The organism is Vibrio sp. SALL6 (genome assembly GCF_002002385.1).
Classification (GTDB): Bacteria; Pseudomonadota; Gammaproteobacteria; order Enterobacterales; family Vibrionaceae; genus Vibrio; species Vibrio parahaemolyticus.
Genome location: NZ_MQVK01000001.1, coordinates 1 through 24,418, shown reverse-complemented (window position 1 = coordinate 24,418; position 24,418 = coordinate 1). Strand labels below are relative to the sequence as shown.

Here is a 24,418-nt window from a genome sequence, read left to right as displayed (position 1 = left end):
CATGACCAAGAAACTGTGGATTATCGGCGCGATCGGCGCCGGTTTATTGGGTGTTTACTTGTTAAGTGACGAGAGCAGCATGGCGTCTGCGGCCAGCTCTTTAAACAGCGCTCCTGTCGATAAAAGAAAAAGCCAACATCACTATGGTGAACGTACGTCGTTAATTGAGGTGAAGCAGGCGCTCACAACATCGGCGTTGGATGGCTCGAGCTCTCTCGATTTAGATGCAGTGCTTAATGCCACCCCATTCGATCAACAAAACGTCGCCGAGAACCCTTTCGATACGTTTGACGGTTACTACCCTTACGATCTGACGGCGGTGACACCACAACCCAAAGTTGATGCGGCGAACAACAGCAAACCCATCATCAATCTATCGGTCGAACAGCGACTGCAAACCATCATTTATGGTTGGGAGCTAACGCAGAACAAGCCGATCAGCAATTCGTTAAGTCTGAACCAATTGTTTGAAGACCCAGATGGTGACTTGCTCACCACTCGGATCTGGTTAGAAAACGCCAATGGTCTTCAGGTGCTCAACCAAGGCCAAATCGTGGTACAAGGTGCGCCAGAAGAAATCGACCAAACCACTTACTTAGCCGTGGCAGCTCGTGACAATCATCATGGTGAAGAAGATTACGCCTGGGTCACGACCCGTTTTGAATTGCCAGTCGTTAAAGAAGAGCAAAACAACACCGACCATCCTTTGGTCGGTGACATTGTGTATCGCCTCGAAACCACACAAAACCTTGGCGGTATCGCGTACGCGTATGAAGTGGTGTATTGCGAAGCATTTCAGTTTGAAAACGAAGAAGTGTATTTTGCCGCCTCCAACAACAAGCGCTTATGCCCAGAAAAGGGAGCACTAAAAAAAGTGGGCCATTATAAAATCAGTGATGACTCGTTGATTGTTAGCGCAAATGGTGCTCGTCAAATCTGGACCACCAAAAAGGTGTACCCATCTCAGGTTCATAAAGAGACTCAGAACTATTTCACCACCGTGTTTGATGGCAAACAATTCGAAAGCTATACCATGCAAAAGAACAAGCAATCGATGGAAAAACGCATCAACGCACCGACAGGACGATATTTATACCAGATATCCTTTTTTGACTATTTGCTACCTCGCCCAAACGGCGATTATCTCGTGGCTGAAATTGGCAATTATATTTATCACCATGGAACTCAAGTCATTGGTCCTCATGGTGAAAGCATCGATTCCGATCTCAACTTACGCACTTACAATCCAAACTTGTATTGTGCTGATGTCGCCATCTGGTACGGCAGCCATGTCATTGCTGGTCAAGGAGACTATCAGGTCGACATCATCTCCGATCCTAACCCCTACGATCCGACTTACCTAATAGACTGCTACGAATACATTAGTAACCCCACGACCAGACAACAATCGTTAGCATTTGATCTGAGCTACTCGCCTTACGACGAACTACTTGATGGCGAGGTGTACAGCTACATTTTGCGTCCAAAGCCTGAACTGGCTGATCGCGTTGAAGAATTTAAAATCAATATGATTTATCACAGCCCAAAGCCGTTACGCTCAAGCAACAAAAAATAACCACTTAAAATACATAATGTTATTTTGACTATTAAATCACTAAAAACAAAAAGTGGAACCGTGATCAAAGTCTCATTTCCTTCCTCATCGACAAAAAACTCAAATAAATTTTACGGGTTTTATGTGGTTTTTCGTGTCTTGAACACTTACTCAATAGTGATTAAAAAGACACAACTTTCTTAAATCTCACTAGTGAGATTTAAGAAAAACAACAATAAAAAAAGCGACTTTCTCATTCGGAAACGAACAAGGACAAATGAATAATGAATAAGGTGAGTTTATTAGCAGCGTCAGTGGCTATCGCTCTTACAGGCTGTGGCGGTTCAGATAGCGGTTCAAGCAGTGCAAGCAACGGTGTTGTGATCACAGGTTTTGACGGCTACTTCAAAAATGCAGTTGTTTTTGAAGACACGAACAACAACGGTCAATGGGACACTCAAGAATCTATTCTTGGTCTGACCGATGAGAAAGGTCAGCTTACACTGGCCGCTAAACCAGAAAAAACCTTAGCACTGCAAACTCTCGTTCCAAACGGTGCGAAACAGAAACAACTTATCGCCTTGGATGCCAAGAAATACGCTGGCACCTACACCGTAGATATGGACCACCCAAGCCAAGCTATGGCGCACGAAATCGTATTCCGCGCACCATCATCGTCTAACGTGATCTCACCTATCACGGACCTTGTGGCGATTGAAATGGCAAAAGACCCTTCAATTACTGAAGAAGACGCGAAAGCAAACGTAAACAAAGCATTGGGAGGCTCAGAGGAAGCTCCGATTGATCTGTACAGTGACTTTGTTGAAGGTGCGACAAAAAACGCCGAACTACATAAAACCGCTCAGATTCTGACAGAATCTAAAGCGCAAAACCCAACAAATTACGAGAAGAAAGCGACTGAGTTTGCTCAAGCGGCAAACCAAGAAGTGGATCGTCTTGTCGCGTCTGGCGAAAACATCAATGACCCAAGCCTACGTCCAGTCATCACTGATAGCACGCCAAATAGCGACAACTTAGCGCCTGAAACGGTAGTCAACAACAAGCTAACCGTCAACGAAACCGTAGAAGACGCAGCTGAAGATAAATTGGATAAGCTACCAAAAATCGTAAAAGGTGCCGCATTTGATGGCGTTGAGCTAAACATCGAAGGTCTTTTCAAAGACAAAGACCAAAGCCTTGTGAGCACAAAACTGACGCATAATTTAGCGGGCACAGGCATTGAAGTTGAGCAAGTTGGTAACCTAATTGTTCTACACCCAGCCGCTATCGTAGAAAAATCCGGTGATTTTGAGATTGTTCTAACGGCGCAGGACAAAAACTCTAACGGGGATGTGCTATCAACTGTGAGTACAGTATTCGAAATCGAAATCGAATCTGCAAACTTACCGCCAATGGTTGTTGAAGCAGAGCAAGCTCGCCTGCAATCGATTGTTGATGGCTGGTACCTACAACAGGGCGAACTGTTTGAACAAACGCTCGATATTTCTGGTTTGTTCCAAGATAAAGACGGTCAGATCACCGACTACTCAGCGGACTACGTAGACATTGAAGGCCTATCAGCAATTGAAGATGGCAATGCGATTGTCACCATCAAAGGCACACCGACAAAAGCTGGTGAATCTGGTGCAGCACTTACCATTAGCGCAACAGATGGTCATACCGCGGTGCAGATTGCACTCAGCATGCCAGAAGTAAAAGAAGGCGTTACGCCACCACCAGTAGTACCGACTTTGGGCTTCACGCAAGCGCACTTCAACGGTCAAGAATGGAAAATGGGTAGCTTTGCGCAAAAAGATGGTGAAATTGGCTATGCCATGTTGATGCAAGACTCTGAGGGCCTACTATTCTGCTGGGGTTCAAACCACGATGAGATGAACCAAGAGTACAAAGCGAACATCAGCGACGTCCTAGAAAACACATGGGAACACGATGCCTACGCCATTCTTGCAGATCTTGACCAACAAACCGGTTACGCGGAATACAACAACAAAGACTGTGAAGACGTCGAGCTAAAAGACGGCAAGCTATACAACAGCTACGGCGAAGAGTATGAAATGCTGTACCAGCACAAAACCGGGAATAACGGCACTCAGATTATCGTTAAAATCTCAGATGATGAACTGTTCTGGATGGATTCAAGCAACACACCGTTTGCGGAATCACTTTCGGTTGCAGAACACATCAAGCATGGCACGGTAGAGCATGACTTGATGGTAGAAAGTAAAGGCAAAGACGACGACAAAATCCTGAAATACTCTTCAGGTACATACGAATACGACGCTGACACTTACAATTACTCGTCGTTCATGCCGACCGGCTTCCAAACGCCAGGAAACTGGGAAATCAAGGATGATGAAGGTCGTGAACTGCTGATTCTAGAAGAAACGGGCTCACAATCAGATTACAAAACTCGTCATCGTTACATCAACCGTGATTTTGGTGATTTCTACATCGGTATCCATTGGAGTAAAGAGCAAAACGGTCATGAATCAGCGCCGGAATATGGCCTGTACTCTCACAACAAAGAAGTAATGACAAGCATCGCGGCTTCACTACCAATTTTGGAGCCAGGTGACGATGACTAAAGCAACCATCGTCAACCCTTGTTGCGACAGTGTGCATTTACGTAGAAGACGTCGAACCTTCTGGGAACGATTTGTCGGTATCAAAGAAGTGTACATTTGCTCAAACTGTCACAAAGAAACACCTCTCAAGTAGCAACAATATTTGAGACCGCAAAAAAGCCCCGCATCGCGGGGCTTTCTTCGTTTTGAAAAGCGCGTTTCGTCCTAAAATGTGGATACATTAAGGATGAACAACCGCTACTTCACACACATCACATTCAACAACGACGTGCCGGTTAACTGATTTGGTTCTCGATCGGCAAACAAGCCTTTCTTATCTTTACCCCAATACGGCAATTGCAGCGGCCATTTGTTCTTCTCCATCACACCAGAATCTCGCAACGCTTTGAATTCAGTCACCGTGGCGAGCGACATGCCCAACTGCTGACAAGTCTGTTGCGAGCTTTCGTAGTTGAGTCGATTCCACGGCTTACCATATTCCATATAAAACTGATTATCTAACAGGTAAGGCACGACATACGTTTTGCCATGTAGAGACGCTCGCAAGCGCACTTCCACCTCTCCATTGCTTTTTACGCTCGGTGCTGGTTTTGCTTTCGCTACCGGTTTTGTTGTCGTGCTCGGTTTCGGCTCTTTTGCCGTAACTGGCTGCGCTGTCGTTTTTGTCGCAGAACCTTTAAACGCCTCGGTATCTGGACGACTGGCCACGACTGGCGCAACAGGCTTCGGTGCGACGTTGGGTTTGGCGACAGGAGTCGACTTTGATGACGGCTGCATTTGCTTCACGGTGTTGTCACTACCTTTGCCAACCACACGAATAAATGCCTCGCGATAGTTCGACAAGGTTTTGACTCCTCGCAAATCAGCAGACGCTTTAGAAAATTCTGTATAAGGCCCAATAAGACAACGATAGCCCTTTGCTTCGGGCTTCATCCAAACATCGGTGGTGATTTTGCTGTAAATGGGTTTGGCTTTGGCAAGTGGCATTGGTTTAGGCAGCAAGCCACATTGAATCCAATAGAAATCATTGCCTCTTTGCGGCACTTTCTTTCCCCAAACACCCTGACCGATTGGGCAACTTTTCTCTAGCATCGGCAGTTCTTTGTCGCTCGCTTGAGTCGCCTGACAAAGAAAGTCATCGGCCAATACCGGGGCTGAAAATTGGGCGCACAGCAATAGCCCTCCTAAGCTGAGGCCTGATTGGACAATGCGTGATGAGAGGTGTGCCTTCTTCATTTCCATACGCTTCACTCTGAACTAGTGGGTAAGGTCATTATGGCGGCAAAGCGCCAAAAAAATGTGAATAAAGAATAACAAGCAAAAAAAGAGCCGGAATTGCATCCGGCTCTCAGTTTAGGAAGGAAATGAGCGATTTAACAATGCTCTATGTCTAAATTCTTAACCTTTGTACAGTTTCGGGTTAAATACATCACGTAACCAGTCACCCAGAAGGTTAATAACCAGTACCAAAGTAACTAGCACAATACCTGGGAAGGCTGTAATCCACCAAGCACCAGAGAAGATGTAGTTAAAGCCGATGCTGATCAACGCGCCCAAAGATGGTTGGTCAACTGGCAGACCCAAACCTAGGAACGACAGCGCCGCTTCCGACATGATGGCGTTGGCCACCTGAACGGTTGAGATAACCAAGATTGGTGACAAACAGTTCGGCAAAATATGGCGGAACATGATGCGTGGAGCTTTAAAGCCCATCACGCGTGCCGCTTCTACGTATTCTTTCTTCTTCTCTGCCAGTACCGATGCACGAATCGTACGCGCGTACTGTGGCCATTCAGCCACACCGATGATCACCACCAGCATCACGACCGCGTATTGGCTGTAAAAATCGCTGCCAAAGCTGGCTTTGAAAATGGCCGAGACGATGATCGCTACCATCATGGTTGAAAACGACAACTGCACATCTGCAAAACGCATCAAGAAGCTATCGATACGACCGCCGAAGTAGCCTGCCGACAAACCAATGATGATGCCCAGTACAAGCTGTAGACCGACCGCGAGGAAACCGATCGTCAGCGACAAACGAGAGCCGTAAAGAATGGTCGATAAAATATCACGGCCTTGCTCATCCGTACCGAGCACAAAGCGTTCTTCACCGCCGTCCATCCAAGATGGTGGTAATTCTGAATCCATGATATCGATAGATGTCAGATCGTACGGGTCAGTTGGTGCCAGAATTGGCGCCGCCAGTGCTAGCACCAAGAACATCAAAAACACCGTAAAACTCGCCATAGCCACTTTGTCGCGCTTGAAGTAGTACAAGAAATCCGAGTTTTTAAAGCGCTCCCACGCAGATGGAACGGCTGAAGGAGCAGCAGGAGTATTGGTTTGGCTCATGATTAAGCTCCTTTTCCAGTTAGGTTCACAGTTGGGTTGATGATGCCGTACAGCAAGTCAACGATGGTATTGGTTACCACGAAGATCAGACCAACAAAGATTACGTAGGCTGTGATTAGCGGTGTATCAACACGGTTAATCGCCTCTAGGAAAAGGAAGCCAGTGCCTGGCCATTGGAATACGGTTTCTGTGAGGATGGTGTAGGCCACCATGGTACCAATTTGCACGCCACCTACCGTCAGTACCGGTAGCATGGTGTTCTTAAGTGCATGTTGGTAATAAATTTTTTGTAAGTTTAGGCCTTTAGCCTTGGCGAACTTGATGTATTCCGAACTCAGTACTTCCAGCATTTCTGAACGAACCAGACGGATAAACAGCGGCAACATGATCGATGCCAGCGCAATACACGGCAAGATCAGGTGCTTGATACCATCAATGGTAAAGAAGCCAGATTCCCAACCGAGCACGTTGACGGTCTCGCCCCGCCCGTAGGAAGGCAGCCAACCAAGCTCTATGGAGAAGACGTACATCAGCATGATCGCCGTCAGGAAGACCGGAATCGAGATGCCGACGCTACTCATCGCCATGACAAATTTGGTGAAGATACTTTTCGGGTGAATCGCGGAGTACACCCCAAGTGGTATCGATAAAACAATAATGATGAGCGTCGCGCCAAACACGAGCTCTAGTGTCGCCACCAGCTTATCAAGAATAACCTCAACCGCTGGGCGCTTGAAAAAGTAAGACGTACCTAAATCACCTTGCAGTGCATTACCGACAAAGCGAGTGTACTTTGTGATAAAGGGATCGTTCAGGCCCAGTTCATCACGCAGCGCTTGACGCTCCGACTCTGAAACCGACTGACCTACAAGCTCACGCAGCGGGTCACCCAGGTTGTCCTGAATGGCAAACGCCACCAAACTGATCACAAACATCACTATCAGTGCCTGAAACAGGCGCTTGACCAGAAACGAAAACATTCCTTGCCCCTTAACTATCCATAGATCTCTAAATTTAGAGAGAAAATTCAGTCTGTAAAACTCGCTCAATCCGACTGAAACAAAACTGAGCTGAGTGATGAGCCTCATCAAGCATTCCTTGAGAGAAGCTCATGAAGGAGGGAATACGTCCCCTCCTTCTAACTACATCATGTGATTATTCAACCACTAGGTCACCGAAGTAAGGCATAACCATTGGGTTCACAATGTCTGCTGCTTTCACGTTAGACTTCGCGCCCCACGCTTCACTTTGCCAGTGTAGCGGTACAAATGCTGCGTCGTTGTAAAGCGTCGCTTCAACACCTTTTAGCATTTCTGCACGTTTCGCTGGATCCGTTTCCACGTTCGCTGCTTCTACAATTTTGTCCATTTCTGGGTTTGAGTAGTAACCACAGTTGTACTGACCACGACCTGTCTCTTCGTTACGAGTCATTGTTAGGAACTCGTTGAAGTTCGCAGAGTCTTCAGTGTCTGAGTGCCAACCGATCATCAGCATGTCACCCGCACATTTATCAAACTCTGGCCAGTATTGCGCTTTTGGCATGGTTTTCAGATCAACCTTAATACCAATCTTAGACAACATTGCCGCCGCAGCCTGTGCAACTTTTGCATCGTTCACGTAACGGTTGTTTGGCGCAATCATAGTTAGGGCAAAGCCATTCTCGTAGCCCGCTTCTTTCATCAGCTCTTTAGCTTTCTTCAGATCGTAGCGAGGAACCAGTTTTTCGTTGTGACCAACGTAACCCGCAGGGCTTTGCTGACCAGCAGCTGTCGCGAAGCCTTTCATGATTTTCTTCACGATGCCTTCGTTGTTGATCGCATGCACGATAGCTTGACGAACGCGCACGTCTTTCAACGCTTCATTGCTGTTTTGGTTCATTTGGAACGTGATGATTCGCGTACCAGGTAGTGTCACGAGATCGATGCCTTTCGCATCTTTCACACGTTGGTGATCGTTTGGCGCTACTGGGTGAATCATATCGACGCCACCAGAAAGAAGCGCAGCCACACGAGTCGCGTCTTCTTTGATTGGTACTAGCGTTAGCTTATCAACGTTACCTTTCGACGCTTTATCCCAGTAATCTTTGAAGCGTTCAAATTCCACTTTTACGCCTTGTTCACGTGATGTCACGATGAATGGGCCAGTACCGGAAACGTGAGTCGATGCAAATGAGTTACCGTGCTTCACTAGTTCAGACTTGTCTTTGCCGTCTTCTGTCTTACCTGAGTAGAACTTGCTGTCCATAGGGAAGATGTACGTCGCCGTTTGCAGAACAAGTGGGTATGGGCCTTTAGTAACCAAATCGAACGTGTAGTCATCCACTTTTACGATTTTCTCGTACGGGTCGAAGATCGCTTTAAAGTCTGGAGAACTTTGTAGACGCTCAAATGTCCACACCACATCATCCGCTGTTAGCGAGTTACCAGAGTGGAACTTCACGCCTTCACGCAGTTTGAAGCGTACCGTTGTGTCGTTAACACGTTCCCAGCTTTCTGCTAGACGAGGTTCGAAGTCCATTGTTTGAGTGAAACGAACTAGAGGGTCAAATACCATGTGTGACATTTGCAGTGTACCGCCAGACAATTGCTCATGCGGGTCAAGCGATACTGGGTCAGCAGCGTAGCCAACTTTAATATCTGCTGCTAGCGCATTAAAACTAAGGCCCGCAGCCATTAGCGCCACTGCTAATTTGCTTTTCATGGTTTTCATTTGCATAACTCCTTCATGCGGGGATCCGGATCCCTTGTTATTGTGTTTGCGTCTTTATAATGACTAAAGATCAGCCAAGCGAAATACTTGGTTTATGCCGTTTTGATTTCTTCTCGCAAGCCCGTAAATTCAGGCATCAGAGAGATCAATTTTTTGCTGTATTCGTGCTGTGGAGCAGTAAAGAGCTGCTCGGTAGGCGCGACTTCCAATAACGTGCCCATCTGCATTACACCTACTCGGTCACACATCTGACGAATCACCGGTAAATCGTGACTGATAAACAACATCGTTAGGTTCAGTTCACTTTGCAGATCTTTTAGCAAGTTCAGAATTTGTGCCTGTACCGACACATCCAACGCTGATGTCGGTTCATCACAAATCAAAAGTCGAGGACGAGTTGCCAGGGCACGCGCAATCGAAATACGCTGACGCTGACCACCAGAGAATTCATGAGGATATTTCACGCCAGCCATGCGACCCAAACCAACATGATCAAGCAAATCATTCACGATTTGACGTGTTTCTGCTTCATTCTTGGTGAGTTTATGGAAACGAATTGGCTCGGCAATAATGTCTGCCACCTTCATACGAGGGTTCATAGACGTGTATGGGTTTTGGAACACCATCTGCATTTGACGTCGCATCGGACGACGCTCTTTTTCCGACTTCATCGCCGTGAGATCGATGCCTTCAAATTTCACTTGGCCAGAGTTTGGTTCATACAAACCAGCAATCACGCGCGCGATGGTCGACTTACCCGAACCTGACTCACCCACCAGACCAAACGTCTCACCTTCGTGCACCTCAAAACTCACATTGTTCGATGCCTGCACGTACTCACGGCGGCTTTCAAACAAAGAGTCCTTAGTCACAAACCTTAGGTTGACGTTTTTCACATCCAACAACGGACCAGTGTACTCGCGCTGATCTTGGCTTTGACCCAGCCAGTGATTCTTAATGTCTAGCGACTTCATTTCTGTCGCTTCTTCGATGTAACTCACCAGAGGGAAACGGTCGAGCTTTCTGTCTGAGCGAGGAACCGCCGAAATCAAGCTGCGCGTGTATGGATGATCTGGGTTACCCAACACTTTTGCCGTTGGCCCAAACTCAACAAGATCGCCACGGTACATCACCGCCACGCGGTCTGTAACGTTTGAAACCACACCCATGTCGTGCGTAACCAACATACAACCAACATTGTTCTGGATACACAACTCACGGATAAGATTCAGGATTTGGTCTTGGATTGATACGTCCAGTGCCGTGGTTGGCTCATCGGCGATGATCAGATCTGGCTCACCAGCCAAAGCGATCGCGATAACCACACGCTGACGCATACCACCAGAAAACTGGTGAGGATACTGTTTAAGACGATTTTCAGGCTGAGGGATGCCGACTTGCTGCATCAGAGACAACGCGCGTTGATACGCCTCGTCGTCAGACACTTTCATGTTGGCATGAATGGTTTCTTTTAACTGCTGCTCAACCGTAAACAAAGGGTTAAGAGAGGTCATAGGGTCTTGGAAGATAAAACCAATCTTCGAGCCACGCACCTTACGCATCGCTTCTGGTGTTAAGCCAGAGATTTTTTCACCATCCAAAAAGACATCGCCACTGGCAACGCGTCCCGGAGGGCTCAGCAAATCGATAACGGCGTTACCAACGGTGGACTTACCCGCACCGGATTCGCCAACAACACCCACGATTTCCCCTCGTTCAATATTAAACGAAAGTGATTTCACGGCCGCGTGAACGCCGTGTCGGGATGGATACTCAATACGAAGGTTTTTCACCTCTAATAGTGACATTTCAGACCTCTACTGCCTTGTCTGTGGTATCGAATCGCACTGGGAAAGCCCGTGCCATTCATCACCTGAATGAATCCGTTCAAATTCAGAATAATACTCTGAAATCTTAATGCGGAAACAATTTGGCAAAAATCACACAAAAAAGCAACAATTAAAGTATATTCCGCCGTAAAAACATTGAATACACGCACAATGAGCGAATAAAAATGCATTAACAAGTATTTAACCACTTTCATATCACCCCATTTTTGTGCGCCATGCACCATTAAAACTAGAAAAATGCTCTAAATATAGGCACAACATCACCTCACACTATAACCACACTATTCATGCGTAATTATTAACATTTACCAAACAATATATCGTACCAAAAGCGATTTTTCGGCATAAAATGTTACTAACAAAATAGTCGGCAAACATAAAAAACCAAAGTTAACCGGCTTCACCTAAGGCTAAAACGTGAGCACCACAACAAAACAGAGGAAACCTCCTCAAAGTTGCGATTATGCGCCCGTTATGCGGTTTAATGATTAAGCCAAAAGAACAGCATCACTTAAGCGTAAACGAAACTGCACAATTTGCTGACGGATTGCCTCTTTACGATGCGATTTAGAGTGGGATAATAGGCTTTCGACGCCAGTGACCAAGTAGTGAATGAAAGGAGCCCCAGTGCTTAAAGCGATTTTTTTTGATATGGACGAGACGTTATGTGGCACATCCCAAGCAGACAAAGCTGCAGGGCAAAAATTTGCTGCCTGGATTCAACAAACGTATCCACAAGTCTCTGATCCTCAAGCATTCTTACAACGCTACTTGCAAGGGGTATATAAAAAGCTCAACGCAGAGTTTCCTCAGCTGGTTGCTCTTCTTCCAGACGAAAATGCTTTTCGCTGTGGTCTGATCCAAACGATTTTGGCGGAGAACGGCATCCACATCGATGCAGAGCAAGCTCAGCAAGCACAACACTATTTTGATTCAGCACGTATGGGCGCGTTCACTTTCTTCCCTGGCGTAAAAGAAATGCTGATGGATCTACGTAAGCACTACAAACTCGTCGTGATCACTAACGGTCCAATTTTCTCGCAGCACCCCAAATTGAAAGCAACACAAATGGATGAATGGGTGGACCATATTATTGTGGGTGGCGAAGAGCCAGAAGAAAAACCAGCGGCCAGCATATTCCAAAAAGCCTTGAATCTTGTCGACATCAAACCAGAAGAAGCCTTACACATCGGTGACTCTCTAGCAGCAGACATCGCAGGCGCAAACAACATGGGTATTTTGAGTGTGTGGGTGAATGCGACTGGCGCAAGTAATCCAACAGAGATAACGCCGAACTTTGAAATCCGAGAAACCGTCGAGCTAAAGGAAATCCTGAAAACACTCGCCCAATAACAACAGCGAATTAAGAAAACCACAACCCCAGACATTGAGCTGGGGTTTATTTTATCTGCGCGAAAAGCATTGGGATCATGGGTGGTCTAAAGCACCAAAATCTGCTCCAACCTTACAATTCATACGCAAAGCGAGATTCTGCTGATAGAAATCTTCTGGCTAGCCATTCTCAGCTAATATGGAGGAAAATAGAGTGGCTAAAATGCAAAAAAGCCCCAGTCTTTCGACTGAGGCTTTAAATCGCGGTTGGTGAAGAGCTATATTCCAACTTCAGGCGCCCCCCACTTGGGTCCAAATCCTTTGAAGTATTGTCGACCAAGCTATGTAATAAACTCTAAAACGACGAAAGCCTGCTAAAAAGCAGGCTTTCTAATGGTGGTCGGTGAAGAGGGATTCGAACCCCCGACCCTCTGGTCCCAAACCAGATGCGCTACCAAGCTGCGCTATTCACCGAGCATGTATTCTTTATAGAAAGAATGGGGTGGCTAACGAGACTTGAACTCGCGACAACCGGAATCACAATCCGGGGCTCTACCAACTGAGCTATAGCCACCATCAAATTTTTATGTTCACCGCTACTTATGTAGCCATAAACTAGATAGTGGTCGGTGAAGAGGGATTCGAACCCCCGACCCTCTGGTCCCAAACCAGATGCGCTACCAAGCTGCGCTATTCACCGACTTATGTTTTATCCTGATTCAACATCAAGATGGGAAGCAATGCTACCGTATTCTATCCAAAAAGGAAAGAATGGGGTGGCTAACGAGACTTGAACTCGCGACAACCGGAATCACAATCCGGGGCTCTACCAACTGAGCTATAGCCACCATTGAGTTTTACCGACTTTCCTCCGGGGTATGGTACGCCCGAAAGGATTCGAACCTTCGACCTTTGGCTCCGGAGGCCAACGCTCTATCCAACTGAGCTACGGGCGCATGCCCTATCGGCGGAGTGGAATAATACGGATATCACACTATGCCGTCTAGTACTTTTTTTACTTTTTTTATCGTTTGGTCTCTTTTTCGACAGTTATCTGCCTTTAAAGTGTATTTTTGATGTGATTCACGCCCTGTCATGGATAACTTGTTGTTTATTGCAACAAGTTATCGGGATATAATCACCCATTATTTACATTGATTTAACAGCTGCAACCAAGTTGTTTAATCATTTTATGCCATCGGAGAGATTTCGAATGATTTTCTCGACGCGGTATCAATACTCTAACTATATAAATAGGTAAGTCACTTACCTCGGGAATGTGAAGTGGGTTTAATGGATATGTCTCGACAAATGATTAGCGTTTTGTTCGCTGCCTTAACTTTCTCTACGGCAGCTTTAGCTTCTGACATCAGCCAAACTGAATACGATGCGATCGCAGAACGCATCAAACCTGTCGGTGATGTTTATCTAGCAGGTTCAGAGCCTGTGAAGGAAGAACCAACCGGTCCACGTGATGGCGCCAAAGTTTACGGTACTTTTTGTATTGCTTGTCACGCATCTGGTGTAAACGGTGCGCCAAAATCGGGCAATGCTGACGATTGGGCTCCGCGTATCGCGCAAGGCAAAGACGTGCTAGTGAAGCACGCGCTTGAAGGCTTCAACGCGATGCCAGCAAAAGGTACGTGTATGGACTGTTCTGATGACGAAATCATCGCAGCCATCGACCACATGATTGAAGGTCTATAATAAAGACATCAATGAAAAAGGCTTGCCGCGTGGCAAGCCTTTTTATTTTTGACAAATTAGAACCGTCCGTGACTACTTTTTAAACATTGCACGGATATTGGCAATATGTGCCTGACCTTTCGCCATACGCTCTTCTGCTGATACTGGCTTTTTGTTTGCTTCCCATTCAACGTCATCAAATGGCAGCTCATCGAGAAAACGACTTTGAGTCGGCTTGATCAATTCACCAAACTGTCGGCGCTCTTTACACATGGTAAAAGTCAGCTCGCGCTGTGCACGCGTAATACCTACGTACATCAATCGACGTTCTTCTTCGACGTTGTCTTCATCAATACTGGTTTGGTGTGGCAAAATACCCTCTTCCGAACCAATCAAGTAAACAAATGGGAACTCGAGGCCTTTCGACGCATGTAGTGTCATCAATTGCACCGCATCACTGTCTTCGTCTTCTTCACCGCGTTCCATCATGTCACGCAAGGTCAAACGTTGAACCACTTCTTTCAGCGTTTTCTCTTCTTGGTCGTAATTGTCACCTTCTAAGTCAGCCACAATCCAAGAGTAGAGATCCGAAACGTTCTTCATGCGCATTTCAGCGGCTTTCGGGCTGGCTGAGGTTTCGTACAGCCAATCTTCGTAATGAATGTCACGAACCAAGGAGCGAACAGCTTCTACTGTGTTACCTCGCTCAGCTTGATCGGCTATCGCCACCAACCATTGTGTAAAGCGACGCAGATTTTCGAGACCACGCCCCGATAGGTGTTGTTCTAATCCCATTTCAAAGCTTGCTTCAAATAGGCTTTTGCCGCGCATATTGGCGTAACTGCCCAATTTTTCTAACGTTACCGGGCCAATTTCGCGTCGCGGCGTGTTCACAATGCGCAGAAATGCGTTGTCATCGTCAGGGTTCACCAACACTCGAAGATACGCCATGATGTCTTTGATTTCGGCACGCGCGAAAAACGACGTACCGCCAGACAGTTTGTAGGGTACGCGGTTTTGCATCAGTGATTTTTCAATCAAACGCGATTGATGGTTACCACGATACAAAATCGCATAATCTCGATATTCCGTGCGATTTAAGAACTTGTGCGCAATCAACTCACCCGTGACCCGTTCTGCTTCGTGCTCTTCGTTCTTGGCTAGCAACACTTTCAGTTTTTCGCCGTCAGGAATCTCTGAGAACAGTGATTTTTCATACACGTGCGGGTTGTTGGCAATCAAAATGTTTGCAGCACGGAGAATTCGACTGGTCGAGCGATAGTTCTGTTCCAGCTTGATCAGGCGCAGGTTCGGGTAATCTTGCCCGAGCAGCACCAAGTTTTGCGGTTTGGCACCACGCCACGAGTAAATCGATTGGTCATCATCACCAACGACGGTTAAGCGACCGCGCTCGCCCACAATCAATTTGACCAGTTCATACTGACTGGTGTTGGTATCTTGGTATTCATCAACCAATAGATAGCGGATGCGATTTTGCCAACGCTGACGCACGTCTTCATTATTACGCAGCAGCAATACTGGCAGCAGGATCAGGTCATCAAAATCGAGCGCGTTGTACGCCTTCATCTGTTTCTGGTACATCTCAAAACAAAAAGCGAACAGCTGTTGTTGCTCGCCTTTCGCCATCGCTTTGGCTTGCTCTGGCGTTAACATGTCGTTTTTCCAGTTTGAGATCGTACTCAATAGTTGTTTGAGTAGGTCTTTATCACCGTCGAGTTGCTTTTCCGTCAACTCTTTCAACAGCGCCATCTGGTCTTGATCATCAAACAACGAAAAGCCCGCTTTTAATCCAAGCTGCTTGTACTCACGTTTGATGATATTCAAACCCAAGGTATGGAAAGTAGAAACCATCAAACCTTTCGACTCGGCTTTACCTAAGGTTTGACCAACACGCTCTTTCATTTCGCGCGCGGCTTTGTTGGTAAAGGTCACGGCCGCGATGTTTCTTGCTTTGTAGCCACATTGCTGAACCAAGTAAGCAATTTTATTAGTAATTACGCGCGTTTTACCTGAGCCTGCGCCGGCAAGCACTAGGCATGGACCAGACACGTATTTTACGGCTTCATCTTGTCTAGGGTTCAGCTTCATACAAATTCTCTGCGGGTGACAAATGTGGCGCCTATGATAAAGGGGTGGCTCTTTGAATGCTACGGTGATTTTCTCGTAAATTTTACCCCGATTGGTGCAACATTCTGTTGCATAGTAGACCAGACTTTAAGCTATAATGAATGAACGTTCATTCACTGGTAGTAGGATTATGACGGACAACCCTGCTGTAGATAAACGCGATCAAATACTTGCCGCTGCGGAGCAGTTAATTGCAGAGTCTGGCTTTCAAGGGCTTTCTATGCAAAAGCTGGCCAACGAAGCTGGTGTCGCCGCCGGGACGATTTATCGCTATTTCTCAGACAAAGAACATCTATTGGAAGAAGTGCGTCTTAACGTAGCCAAACGCATTGCCTCTGCAGTGCAAGCGGGTGTTAATGACGACATGCCATTGAAGGAACGCTATCGAACCATGTGGCTCAACATCTGGAATTTGGCGGGTTCCAACTTAAACGCCATCAGTAATCGAGTTCAATATGATTCGTTACCTTGCACAACAAGAAACAAGACGTGGGAACTTGAGCGAAAAATGTTTGCCCAAGTAGATCGCCTTTTCAACCAGGGCAAAGAAGAAGGGGTTTTTAAGCCTCTCGATAACGAAGTGCTCTCTGGATTAAGCTTTGAAGCAAGCGTCGCGCTTGCGAGAAAACATGCTTTGGGATTTTATCAATTGGACGACGATGCGCTGGAAGCAGCCATTGAAGCCAGTTGGGATGCAATTATCAAACACTAACTTGGAGTTCTTAATAGAATGAAAAAGTGGACTTTCTTTATGTTACTTATCGCCGTTCTCTTGTTCGGCAGCGTGATAGGTTTCAATTTATTTAAGCAACAAAAGATCGCTGAATACATGGCAAACCGTCCTGAACCTGAGTTCCCAGTAACCGTTACGGAAGTAAAAGCGGTGGATTGGGTACCAGTAATCGAGGCTATCGGTTTTATCGAGCCAAACCAAGGTGTGACGGTAGCGAACGAAACGAGCGGTGTTATCGACAAGATCGCTTTTGAATCAGGTACTCAAGTTGAAGCTGGCCAACCCCTCGTTTTGCTTGATTCTGAAGTAGAAAAAGCGAACTTGAAGAGTTCACAAGCGAAACTTCCTGCAGCAGAAGCGAAATACAAACGTTACCAAGGTCTGTTTAAGAAAGGTTCTATTTCTAAAGAAGCTTACGATGAAGCTGAAGCAAACTACTACTCGCTTAAAGCAGATATCGAGAGTTTAAAAGCAACCATCGATCGTCGAGAAATCAAAGCGCCATTTGCAGGTGTAGTTGGTATCCGTAACGTTTATCTTGGTCAATACATCCAAGCTGGTAGCGATATTGTTCGCCTAGAAGATAGCAGCGTAATGCGTCTGCGCTTTACCGTGCCTCAAACAGACATCTCGCGTATCAAACTTGACCAAGAAGTGGATATTTTTGTAGATGCCTACCCAGATCAGCCATTCAAAGGCTCAATTTCTGCCATTGAACCTGCGGTAAATGTACAAAGTGGTCTGATCCAAGTACAAGCTGACATTCCAAACAGCGATGGCAAACTTCGCAGCGGTATGTTCGCACGTGCAAACATCATCATGCCGAAATTGGCAAACCAAGTGACGCTACCTCAAACAGCAATCACCTTCACTTTGTACGGCGATAACGTCTACATCGTGACAGAAGAAGATGGTGAAAAGCGCGTGAAGCAACACGTTGTTAAAGTGGGCGAACGTACTAAAGACATCGCACACATCTTGGAAGGCGTGAAGCCAGGTGATGTTGTGGTGACGTCGGGCCAAGTCCGTTTAAGTAACCACGCGAAAGTTAGCATTGTTGAAAGCAATGCCATTACTCCACCTGCTGAAACACCAATGCTTTAATTGGAGGCATCATGCGCTTTACTGATGTTTTTATAAAACGTCCAGTTTTAGCGGTATCGATCAGCTTTTTGATTGCACTACTTGGTTTGCAAGCAGTGTTCAAAATGCAGGTTCGTGAATACCCTGAAATGACAAATACGGTGGTTACCGTAACCACTAGTTACTACGGTGCAAGTGCCAACTTAATCCAAGGCTTTATTACTCAGCCTTTGGAGCAAGCAGTAGCACAAGCCGACAACATTGATTACATGACTTCTCAATCGGTACTGGGTAAATCGACCATTACTGTAAACATGAAGTTGAATACTGACCCGAATGCGGCGTTGTCTGACATTCTGGCGAAAACCAACTCGGTACGTTCACAGCTTCCAAAAGAAGCCGAAGACCCAACCGTAACCATGTCGACTGGTTCGACAACGGCAGTACTGTACATCGGCTTTACGAGTGACGAGTTATCTTCAAGCCAGATCACTGACTACCTTGAGCGTGTAATCAACCCGCAGTTGTTCACCGTAAACGGTGTGTCCAAAGTTGATCTCTATGGTGGTATGAAATACGCACTACGCGTATGGCTAGATCCTGCCAAAATGGGCGCTTTGAAGCTGACTGCAACGGATGTGATGAGCGTTCTTAACGCCAACAACTACCAATCTGCAACGGGTCAAGCAACGGGTGAGTTCGTGCTTTACAACGGTAGCGCAGATACTCAGGTATCAAACGTTGCTGAACTTGAAGCTTTAGTTGTGAAAACTGGTGAAGGGGATGTGATTCGCCTAGGTGATATCGCTAAAGTAACGCTAGAGAAGAGTCACGACGTTTACCGCGCAAGTGCAAACGGTCAAGAAGCCGTGGTTGCGGCGATCAACGCAGCGCCAAGTGCTAACCCGATCAACATCGCGGCAGACGTGCTTGATCTGTTGCCTCAACTTGAGCGCAACCTACCAAGCAACATCAAAATGAACGTGATGTACGACTCTACGATTGCGATCAACGAATCGATTCACGAAGTGGTGAAAACCATCCTGGAAGCAGCGGTCATCGTACTTGTGGTTATCACACTGTTCCTGGGCTCATTCCGTGCGGTAATCATTCCTATCGTAACCATTCCACTTTCATTGATTGGTGTGGCAATGGTGATGCAGGCAATGGGTTTCTCTTGGAACTTGATGACGCTACTGGCAATGGTTCTTGCCATCGGTCTAGTGGTGGATGACGCGATCGTTGTACTAGAAAACGTTGACCGTCACATCAAAGAAGGGGAGTCGCCATTCCGAGCTGCAATTATTGGTACGCGTGAAATTGCGGTTCCAGTTATCGCGATGACATTGACGCTAGGTGCAGTGTACGCACCGATCGCATTGATGGGTGGTATCACCGGTTCATTGTTCAAAGAGTTCGCTTTGACACTGGCAGGTTCAGTATTCGTATCCGGCATCATCGCTTTGACACTATCACCAATGATGTGTTCAAAGATGCTGAAAGCGAACGAGAAGCCAAGCAAGTTTGAGCAAAAAGTTCACCATATCCTTGATGTCATGACCACTCGCTACGAAGGCATGTTGAAAGCAGTAATGGCTCATCGTCCGGTTGTTATTGCGTTTGCAATCATTGTATTTGCAAGCTTACCAGTCTTGTTCAAGTTCATTCCTAGTGAACTTGCACCTTCGGAAGATAAAGGTGTGGTTGTACTAATGGGTACGGCGCCTTCGAACGCGAACTTGGATTACATCCAAAACACCATGAACGATGTAAACAAGATTCTGTCGGATCAACCAGAGGTAGAATACGCGCAGGTATTTAACGGTGTTCCTAACTCGAACCAAGCGTTTGGTCTAGCAACACTTAAACCTTGGAGTGAGCGTGAAGCCAGCCAATCTGAGATCACCAAACGTGTTGGTGGATTAGTTGCAAGCGTCCCAGGCATGTCAATCACGGCATTCCAGATGCCAGAACTGCCTGGTGCGGGTTCAGGTCTACCAATTCAGTTCGTTATCACGACACCAAACAGCTTCGAAAGCTTGTTTACGATCGCAAGTGACGTTCTGACAGACGTAGCCAGCAGTCCAATGTTCGTCTACTCGGACTTAGATCTGAACTACGACTCTGCAACCATGAAGATCAAGATCGATAAAGACAAGGCGGGCGCATACGGTGTGACGATGCAAGACATCGGTATCACGCTAAGCACCATGATGGCTGATGGCTACGTAAACCGTATCGACCTAAATGGCCGTTCATACGAGGTAATTCCTCAAGTTGAACGTAAATGGCGTTTAAATCCAGAATCAATGAAGAACTACTACGTTCGTTCTGTGGATGGAAAAGCAGTACCACTTGGTAGCCTGATCACTATTGATGTTGTCGCCGAGCCTCGCTCACTGCCTCACTTCAACCAGCTGAACTCAGCAACCGTTGGTGCTGTACCATCGCCTGGCGTCGCAATGGGTGATGCAATTAACTGGTTCGAGGACGTAGCGCAGAACAAACTGCCTGCCGGTTACAACCACGACTACATGGGTGAAGCACGTCAGTTCGTGACGGAAGGTAGCGCGCTATACGCAACATTTGGTCTTGCGTTAGCCATCATCTTCTTGGTTCTTGCGATTCAATTTGAATCACTTCGTGACCCTATCGTTATCATGGTATCGGTACCGCTAGCGGTGTGTGGTGCGTTGATCGCCTTGGCTTGGGGCACAGCCTCGATGAACATCTACTCGCAGGTCGGTCTGATCACGTTGGTCGGTCTGATCACCAAACACGGTATCTTGATCTGTGAAGTAGCAAAAGAAGAGCAATTGCACAACAAACTGTCTCGAATTGATGCGGTAATGGAAGCGGCGAAAGTTCGTCTACGTCCAATTCTTATGACCACTGCGGCGATGATTGCGGGTCTTATCCCACTCATGTACGCAACGGGTGCAGGCGCAGCACAGCGCTTTAGTATCGGTATCGTAATCGTGGCTGGTTTGGCAATTGGTACGTTGTTCACACTATTCGTACTACCTGTGATTTACAGCTACTTAGCTGAAAAACACAAACCACTGCCAGTTTTTGTTGAAGATAAAGACTTGGAAAAGTTAGCTCGAGTTGATGAAGCGAAAGCAGCGCACCGCGAACTAGCAGAAAACAAATAAGCTCAAGAAGCTAAGAAAAAGGTCACTTCGGTGGCCTTTTTTATTGCTGCTCTCTTTTTTACCATCTAAATGGCGACTTTCCCGTATCATTTACTTAGAATGTCGGCAAATCAAAAGGAGTTTTAGCCACTATGTTTGACCCAAAGAAATTAGAGCAAATTGCTAAACAAATTCATGACTCAATGCCAGCACCAGTAAAAGAGCTAGGCGCAGACGTTGATCAAAAAGTTCGCCAAGTAATCCAAGGCCAACTAAATAAGCTAGATGTAGTAAGCCGCGAAGAATTTGATGTTCAAACTCAAGTTTTACTACGCACGCGTCAAAAGCTGACGGAAATGGAAAAGAAATTAGCCGAGCTTGAAGAAAAGCTAGCTGATAAATAAGCCCCTAAACGCTCCTTCGACAGGAGCGTTTTTCTTATCAGCACATGGACAAATCGACTAAAAACGAAAAGGCTTGGTCAACGGAGACCAAGCCTTTTAATTAGATGTCGTGTTTTTTGTATTTATCGACTCCAATCTGTCTGGAGTTCATTTAATATCTTCAATGCTGTGCAGCGCAGAGAATTAGCCACCAACCGCGATGCGCTTCATATCCGTCATGTAGCCACGTAGTTCTTCGCCAATGTATTCCACTGGGTGGTTACGGATAGTCTCGTTCACTGCGATAAGAGTCGCGTTATCCACTTGGTTAGACGTTTCACCTAGGCCTTTACCAATAACATCTGTACCAACAGAAGGCATGAATTTCTCACGTAACAAAGGCGTTGCTACGTTAGCAAATAGGTAGTTACCGTATTCAGCCGTATCAGAGATAACCACGTTCATCTCATATAGACGCTTACGTGCGATAGTATTAGCAATCAACGGAAGTTCATGTAGAGACTCGTAGTACGCTGATTCATCGATGATTCCAGAAGCTGTCATCGCTTCAAATGCCAGTTCAACCCCAGCACGAACCATTGCAATCATTAGAATGCCGTTGTCGAAATACTCTTGCTCAGAGATCTCAACGTCCGTTTCTGGGTAATTTTCAAATGCAGTTTCACCAGTTTCTGCACGCCATCCTAGAAGATTTTTATCATCATTTGCCCAGTCAGCCATCATGGTGCTAGAGAAATGACCAGAGATAATGTCGTCCATGTGCTTGTTATACAGTGGACGCATTAGGTCTTTTAATTCTTCAGAAAGTTCGAACGCCTTGATTTTCGCAGGATTAGATAGACGGTCCATCATGTGAGTGATGCCACCGAACTTCAGAGCTTCCGTAATGGTTTCCCAACCGTACTGCAGTAGCTTACCTGCATAACCCGGATCAATGCCTTCAGCAATCATCTTCTCGTAACATACTATAGACCCCGCTTGTAGCATGCCACATAGAATGGTTTGCTCACCCATTAGGTCTGATTTCACCTCAGCGACAAAAGAAGACTCAAGACAACCCGCACGGTGACCACCTGTAGCTGCAGCCCAAGCTTTCGCGATATCCCAACCGTCACCTTTCGGATCATTCTCTGGATGAACCGCGATTAGGGTAGGAACACCAAAACCACGTTTGTATTCTTCACGAACCTCTGTACCAGGACACTTAGGAGCAACCATGACAACGGTCAGATCTTTACGAATCTGCATGCCTTCTTCCACAACGTTGAAACCATGAGAGTAACCTAGTGCAGCGCCTTCTTTCATTAGTGGCATCACCGTCTCAACAACGTTAGTGTGCTGTTTGTCTGGCGTTAAGTTAACAACCAGATCTGCTTGAGGAATTAGCGTTTCGTAGCTACCAACTTCAAAGCCATTATCTTTGGCGTTTTTAAACGATTGACGCTGTTCATCGATCGCAGCTTGACGTAGTGCGTAAGACACATCAAGACCAGAATCGCGCATGTTTAGGCCTTGGTTTAGACCTTGAGCACCACAGCCCACAATGACCACTTTTTTACCTTTCAGGTAATCCGCTTCAGATACAAATTCTTCACGGTCCATAAAGCGACAACGACCAAGTTGATCCAATTGCTCGCGCAAGTTTAGGGTATTGAAATAGTTAGCCATCTGGGTGCTCCTTAAACATTCTTCCATAAAGGTCGGTAACCGTCTTACCGAATAACTTCATACTAAAACAGACATAACGTTGCTTAAAGTGATATATTCACAATTACTTATTGCAATTTATGCAACGTGGAAATGAAGATTTAATGAATATCAAAAGCCTGCAACTTTTCATTCATCTCTGTGAGAGTAAAAGTTTTGCCAAAACCGCTGCAGCCATGCACATCAGTCCTTCTGCCCTCAGTCGGCAAATACAAAAGTTGGAAGAAGAAACAAATCAACAGCTGTTTGTTCGCGATAACCGCAGTGTAGAGCTGACAACCCAAGGCAAAAAATTAATGCCTGTCGCGTTAAAAATTCTTAGTGAATGGCAACAGTATCAAAACCATATAAAAGGAACCGAAGGCGAGCTAAAGGGGGAAATCCGTCTCTTTTGTTCGGTGACCGCCAGCTACAGCCATTTACCAGAGTTAATTTCCGATTTTCGTCTTCAGCATCCTTTTATTGAATTTAAGCTATCAACCGGTGACCCAGCTCAAGCAATCGACAAAATACTAGCAGATGAAGCCGATATTGCCATCTCAGCCAAATCGGAGCAGATGCCAAACAAAATCGCGTTTGAAACGATCAGTGAAATCCCTCTGTCTGTCATCGCTCCTGTCGGTGTCAGTTCATTTGCTGAGGAATTGCAAAAGGAGCAGCCAGATTGGTCAATCATTCCATTCATTCTTCCGGAAGCAGGCACAGCAAGGGACAGGGCTAATACTTGGCTCAAAAAAATGAAAATAAAGCCGAATATCTACGCGCAAACGTCAGGACATGAGGCCATCGTAAGTATGGTTGCATTGGGATGTGGGGTGGGTATCGCACCGGATGTCGTAATTAACAACAGTCCAGTAAGGGAAAAGATTAATCGCTTAAAAGTATTACCAATTAAGCCATTTGAACTTGGCGTCTGTTGCACCAAAAATCAGTTAGAAAACCCATTAGTGAAAGCTTTTTGGAAGGTAGCGGAGAGTAAATACATTGCACCTTAATAATGGGCATTTGGATTCGAATTACTTGGGTTATTTTTTATAACCCTAATTTTCAGAACTCTGAAATGCAAAAAAGCCCACTCTTTCGAGTGGGCTTCTTCAAATTAAAAGCCTGGCGATG

16 protein-coding genes and 5 tRNA genes are annotated in these 24,418 nt (G+C 46.1%); 9 read left to right on the top strand and 12 right to left on the bottom strand.

Annotation, left to right across the window (positions count from 1 at the left end):
- Position 1: 1 nt before the first annotated feature.
- On the top strand, positions 2-1,576 hold the full coding sequence (locus BIW15_RS00125) for a hypothetical protein (RefSeq protein WP_077280394.1): 1,575 nt from the start codon (positions 2-4) through the stop codon (positions 1,574-1,576).
- 263 nt (positions 1,577-1,839) lie between these two features.
- A complete protein-coding gene (locus BIW15_RS00120; protein ID WP_077280393.1) occupies positions 1,840-4,161 on the top strand; it encodes an acid phosphatase in 2,322 nt (773 codons plus the stop codon).
- Positions 4,162-4,398: 237 nt separating this feature from the next.
- Here the strand turns inward: BIW15_RS00120 and BIW15_RS00115 are convergent, their stop codons facing one another.
- From BIW15_RS00115 to BIW15_RS00095, 5 genes are all read right to left on the bottom strand, one after another.
- Positions 4,399-5,403, bottom strand: coding sequence for an SPOR domain-containing protein (locus BIW15_RS00115; protein ID WP_077280392.1), 1,005 nt, complete (start codon positions 5,401-5,403; stop codon positions 4,399-4,401).
- 156 nt (positions 5,404-5,559) lie between these two features.
- Positions 5,560-6,516 carry an ABC transporter permease gene (locus BIW15_RS00110; protein WP_005455202.1) on the bottom strand — a complete coding sequence of 319 codons (957 nt, stop codon included), beginning with the start codon at positions 6,514-6,516 and terminating at the stop codon, positions 5,560-5,562.
- Positions 6,517-6,518: 2 nt separating this feature from the next.
- Positions 6,519-7,496, bottom strand: a complete 978-nt coding sequence (locus tag BIW15_RS00105; protein ID WP_005455219.1) for an ABC transporter permease — start codon at positions 7,494-7,496, stop codon at positions 6,519-6,521.
- A 175-nt stretch (positions 7,497-7,671) separates the two neighbouring features.
- Positions 7,672-9,225 (bottom strand): ABC transporter substrate-binding protein, encoded by a 1,554-nt coding sequence (locus BIW15_RS00100; protein ID WP_005478744.1) that lies wholly within the window; start codon positions 9,223-9,225, stop codon positions 7,672-7,674.
- Between the two features lie 92 nt (positions 9,226-9,317).
- A complete protein-coding gene (locus BIW15_RS00095) occupies positions 9,318-11,033 on the bottom strand; it encodes an ABC transporter ATP-binding protein (protein ID WP_005455179.1) in 1,716 nt (571 codons plus the stop codon).
- 669 nt (positions 11,034-11,702) lie between these two features.
- On the opposite strand from BIW15_RS00095, the gene BIW15_RS00080 reads away from it, so the two are divergent.
- Complete coding sequence (locus BIW15_RS00080; protein ID WP_023583857.1) at positions 11,703-12,428, top strand: HAD family hydrolase; 726 nt, start codon at positions 11,703-11,705, stop codon at positions 12,426-12,428.
- A gap of 376 nt (positions 12,429-12,804) precedes the next feature.
- On the opposite strand, the gene BIW15_RS00070 is transcribed toward BIW15_RS00080, so the two are convergent.
- The 5 genes from BIW15_RS00070 to BIW15_RS00050 all read right to left on the bottom strand — a co-directional run bounded on the left by BIW15_RS00070 (position 12,805) and on the right by BIW15_RS00050 (position 13,363).
- A tRNA-Pro gene (locus BIW15_RS00070) sits at positions 12,805-12,881 on the bottom strand.
- A 24-nt stretch (positions 12,882-12,905) separates the two neighbouring features.
- Positions 12,906-12,981 (bottom strand) — tRNA-His (locus BIW15_RS00065).
- A 49-nt stretch (positions 12,982-13,030) separates the two neighbouring features.
- Positions 13,031-13,107: transfer RNA gene (locus tag BIW15_RS00060), tRNA-Pro, on the bottom strand.
- A gap of 72 nt (positions 13,108-13,179) precedes the next feature.
- Positions 13,180-13,255, bottom strand: a tRNA-His gene (locus BIW15_RS00055).
- Between the two features lie 31 nt (positions 13,256-13,286).
- Positions 13,287-13,363, bottom strand: a tRNA-Arg gene (locus BIW15_RS00050).
- 337 nt (positions 13,364-13,700) lie between these two features.
- Between BIW15_RS00050 and BIW15_RS00045 the strand changes: the two genes are divergently transcribed.
- Complete coding sequence (locus BIW15_RS00045; protein WP_025572048.1) at positions 13,701-14,114, top strand: cytochrome c5 family protein; 414 nt, start codon at positions 13,701-13,703, stop codon at positions 14,112-14,114.
- A gap of 72 nt (positions 14,115-14,186) precedes the next feature.
- Here BIW15_RS00045 and rep read toward each other — a convergent pair whose 3' ends face one another.
- Positions 14,187-16,202, bottom strand: coding sequence for a DNA helicase Rep (gene rep / locus BIW15_RS00040; RefSeq protein WP_025572050.1), 2,016 nt, complete (start codon positions 16,200-16,202; stop codon positions 14,187-14,189).
- 169 nt (positions 16,203-16,371) lie between these two features.
- On the opposite strand from rep, the gene BIW15_RS00035 reads away from it, so the two are divergent.
- The 4 genes from BIW15_RS00035 (at position 16,372) to BIW15_RS00015 (ending at position 21,595) form a co-directional block, all read left to right on the top strand.
- Entirely contained in the window at positions 16,372-16,953 is a 582-nt protein-coding gene (locus tag BIW15_RS00035) for a TetR/AcrR family transcriptional regulator (RefSeq protein WP_005487525.1), read from the top strand.
- 18 nt (positions 16,954-16,971) lie between these two features.
- Positions 16,972-18,078 carry a multidrug efflux RND transporter periplasmic adaptor subunit VmeC gene (vmeC, locus tag BIW15_RS00030; protein WP_005487557.1) on the top strand — a complete coding sequence of 369 codons (1,107 nt, stop codon included), beginning with the start codon at positions 16,972-16,974 and terminating at the stop codon, positions 18,076-18,078.
- A gap of 11 nt (positions 18,079-18,089) precedes the next feature.
- Positions 18,090-21,212 carry a multidrug efflux RND transporter permease subunit VmeD gene (gene vmeD / locus BIW15_RS00025; protein WP_077280391.1) on the top strand — a complete coding sequence of 1,041 codons (3,123 nt, stop codon included), beginning with the start codon at positions 18,090-18,092 and terminating at the stop codon, positions 21,210-21,212.
- Between the two features lie 131 nt (positions 21,213-21,343).
- Positions 21,344-21,595 (top strand): accessory factor UbiK family protein, encoded by a 252-nt coding sequence (locus BIW15_RS00015; RefSeq protein ID WP_005487540.1) that lies wholly within the window; start codon positions 21,344-21,346, stop codon positions 21,593-21,595.
- Positions 21,596-21,778: 183 nt separating this feature from the next.
- On the opposite strand, the gene ilvC is transcribed toward BIW15_RS00015, so the two are convergent.
- On the bottom strand, positions 21,779-23,263 hold the full coding sequence (ilvC, locus tag BIW15_RS00010) for a ketol-acid reductoisomerase (RefSeq protein ID WP_020904410.1): 1,485 nt from the start codon (positions 23,261-23,263) through the stop codon (positions 21,779-21,781).
- A 143-nt stretch (positions 23,264-23,406) separates the two neighbouring features.
- Between ilvC and ilvY the strand changes: the two genes are divergently transcribed.
- Positions 23,407-24,297 (top strand): HTH-type transcriptional activator IlvY, encoded by an 891-nt coding sequence (ilvY, locus tag BIW15_RS00005; protein ID WP_005455228.1) that lies wholly within the window; start codon positions 23,407-23,409, stop codon positions 24,295-24,297.
- The last annotated feature ends 121 nt before the right edge of the window (positions 24,298-24,418 follow it).

What these genes read in the sequence shown, in the direction of transcription:
- BIW15_RS00125 (WP_077280394.1), top strand. Translation starts at nt 2, where the DNA reads ATGACCAAGAAACTGTGGATTATCGGCGCGATCGGCGCCGGTTTATTG.
- BIW15_RS00120 (WP_077280393.1), top strand. Translation starts at nt 1,840, where the DNA reads ATGAATAAGGTGAGTTTATTAGCAGCGTCAGTGGCTATCGCTCTTACA.
- BIW15_RS00115 (WP_077280392.1), bottom strand. Translation starts at nt 5,403, where the DNA reads ATGGAAATGAAGAAGGCACACCTCTCATCACGCATTGTCCAATCAGGC.
- BIW15_RS00110 (WP_005455202.1), bottom strand. Translation starts at nt 6,516, where the DNA reads ATGAGCCAAACCAATACTCCTGCTGCTCCTTCAGCCGTTCCATCTGCG.
- BIW15_RS00105 (WP_005455219.1), bottom strand. Translation starts at nt 7,496, where the DNA reads ATGTTTTCGTTTCTGGTCAAGCGCCTGTTTCAGGCACTGATAGTGATG.
- BIW15_RS00100 (WP_005478744.1), bottom strand. Translation starts at nt 9,225, where the DNA reads ATGAAAACCATGAAAAGCAAATTAGCAGTGGCGCTAATGGCTGCGGGC.
- BIW15_RS00095 (WP_005455179.1), bottom strand. Translation starts at nt 11,033, where the DNA reads ATGTCACTATTAGAGGTGAAAAACCTTCGTATTGAGTATCCATCCCGA.
- BIW15_RS00045 (WP_025572048.1), top strand. Translation starts at nt 13,701, where the DNA reads ATGGATATGTCTCGACAAATGATTAGCGTTTTGTTCGCTGCCTTAACT.
- rep (WP_025572050.1), bottom strand. Translation starts at nt 16,202, where the DNA reads ATGAAGCTGAACCCTAGACAAGATGAAGCCGTAAAATACGTGTCTGGT.
- BIW15_RS00035 (WP_005487525.1), top strand. Translation starts at nt 16,372, where the DNA reads ATGACGGACAACCCTGCTGTAGATAAACGCGATCAAATACTTGCCGCT.
- vmeC (WP_005487557.1), top strand. Translation starts at nt 16,972, where the DNA reads ATGAAAAAGTGGACTTTCTTTATGTTACTTATCGCCGTTCTCTTGTTC.
- vmeD (WP_077280391.1), top strand. Translation starts at nt 18,090, where the DNA reads ATGCGCTTTACTGATGTTTTTATAAAACGTCCAGTTTTAGCGGTATCG.
- BIW15_RS00015 (WP_005487540.1), top strand. Translation starts at nt 21,344, where the DNA reads ATGTTTGACCCAAAGAAATTAGAGCAAATTGCTAAACAAATTCATGAC.
- ilvC (WP_020904410.1), bottom strand. Translation starts at nt 23,263, where the DNA reads ATGGCTAACTATTTCAATACCCTAAACTTGCGCGAGCAATTGGATCAA.
- ilvY (WP_005455228.1), top strand. Translation starts at nt 23,407, where the DNA reads ATGAATATCAAAAGCCTGCAACTTTTCATTCATCTCTGTGAGAGTAAA.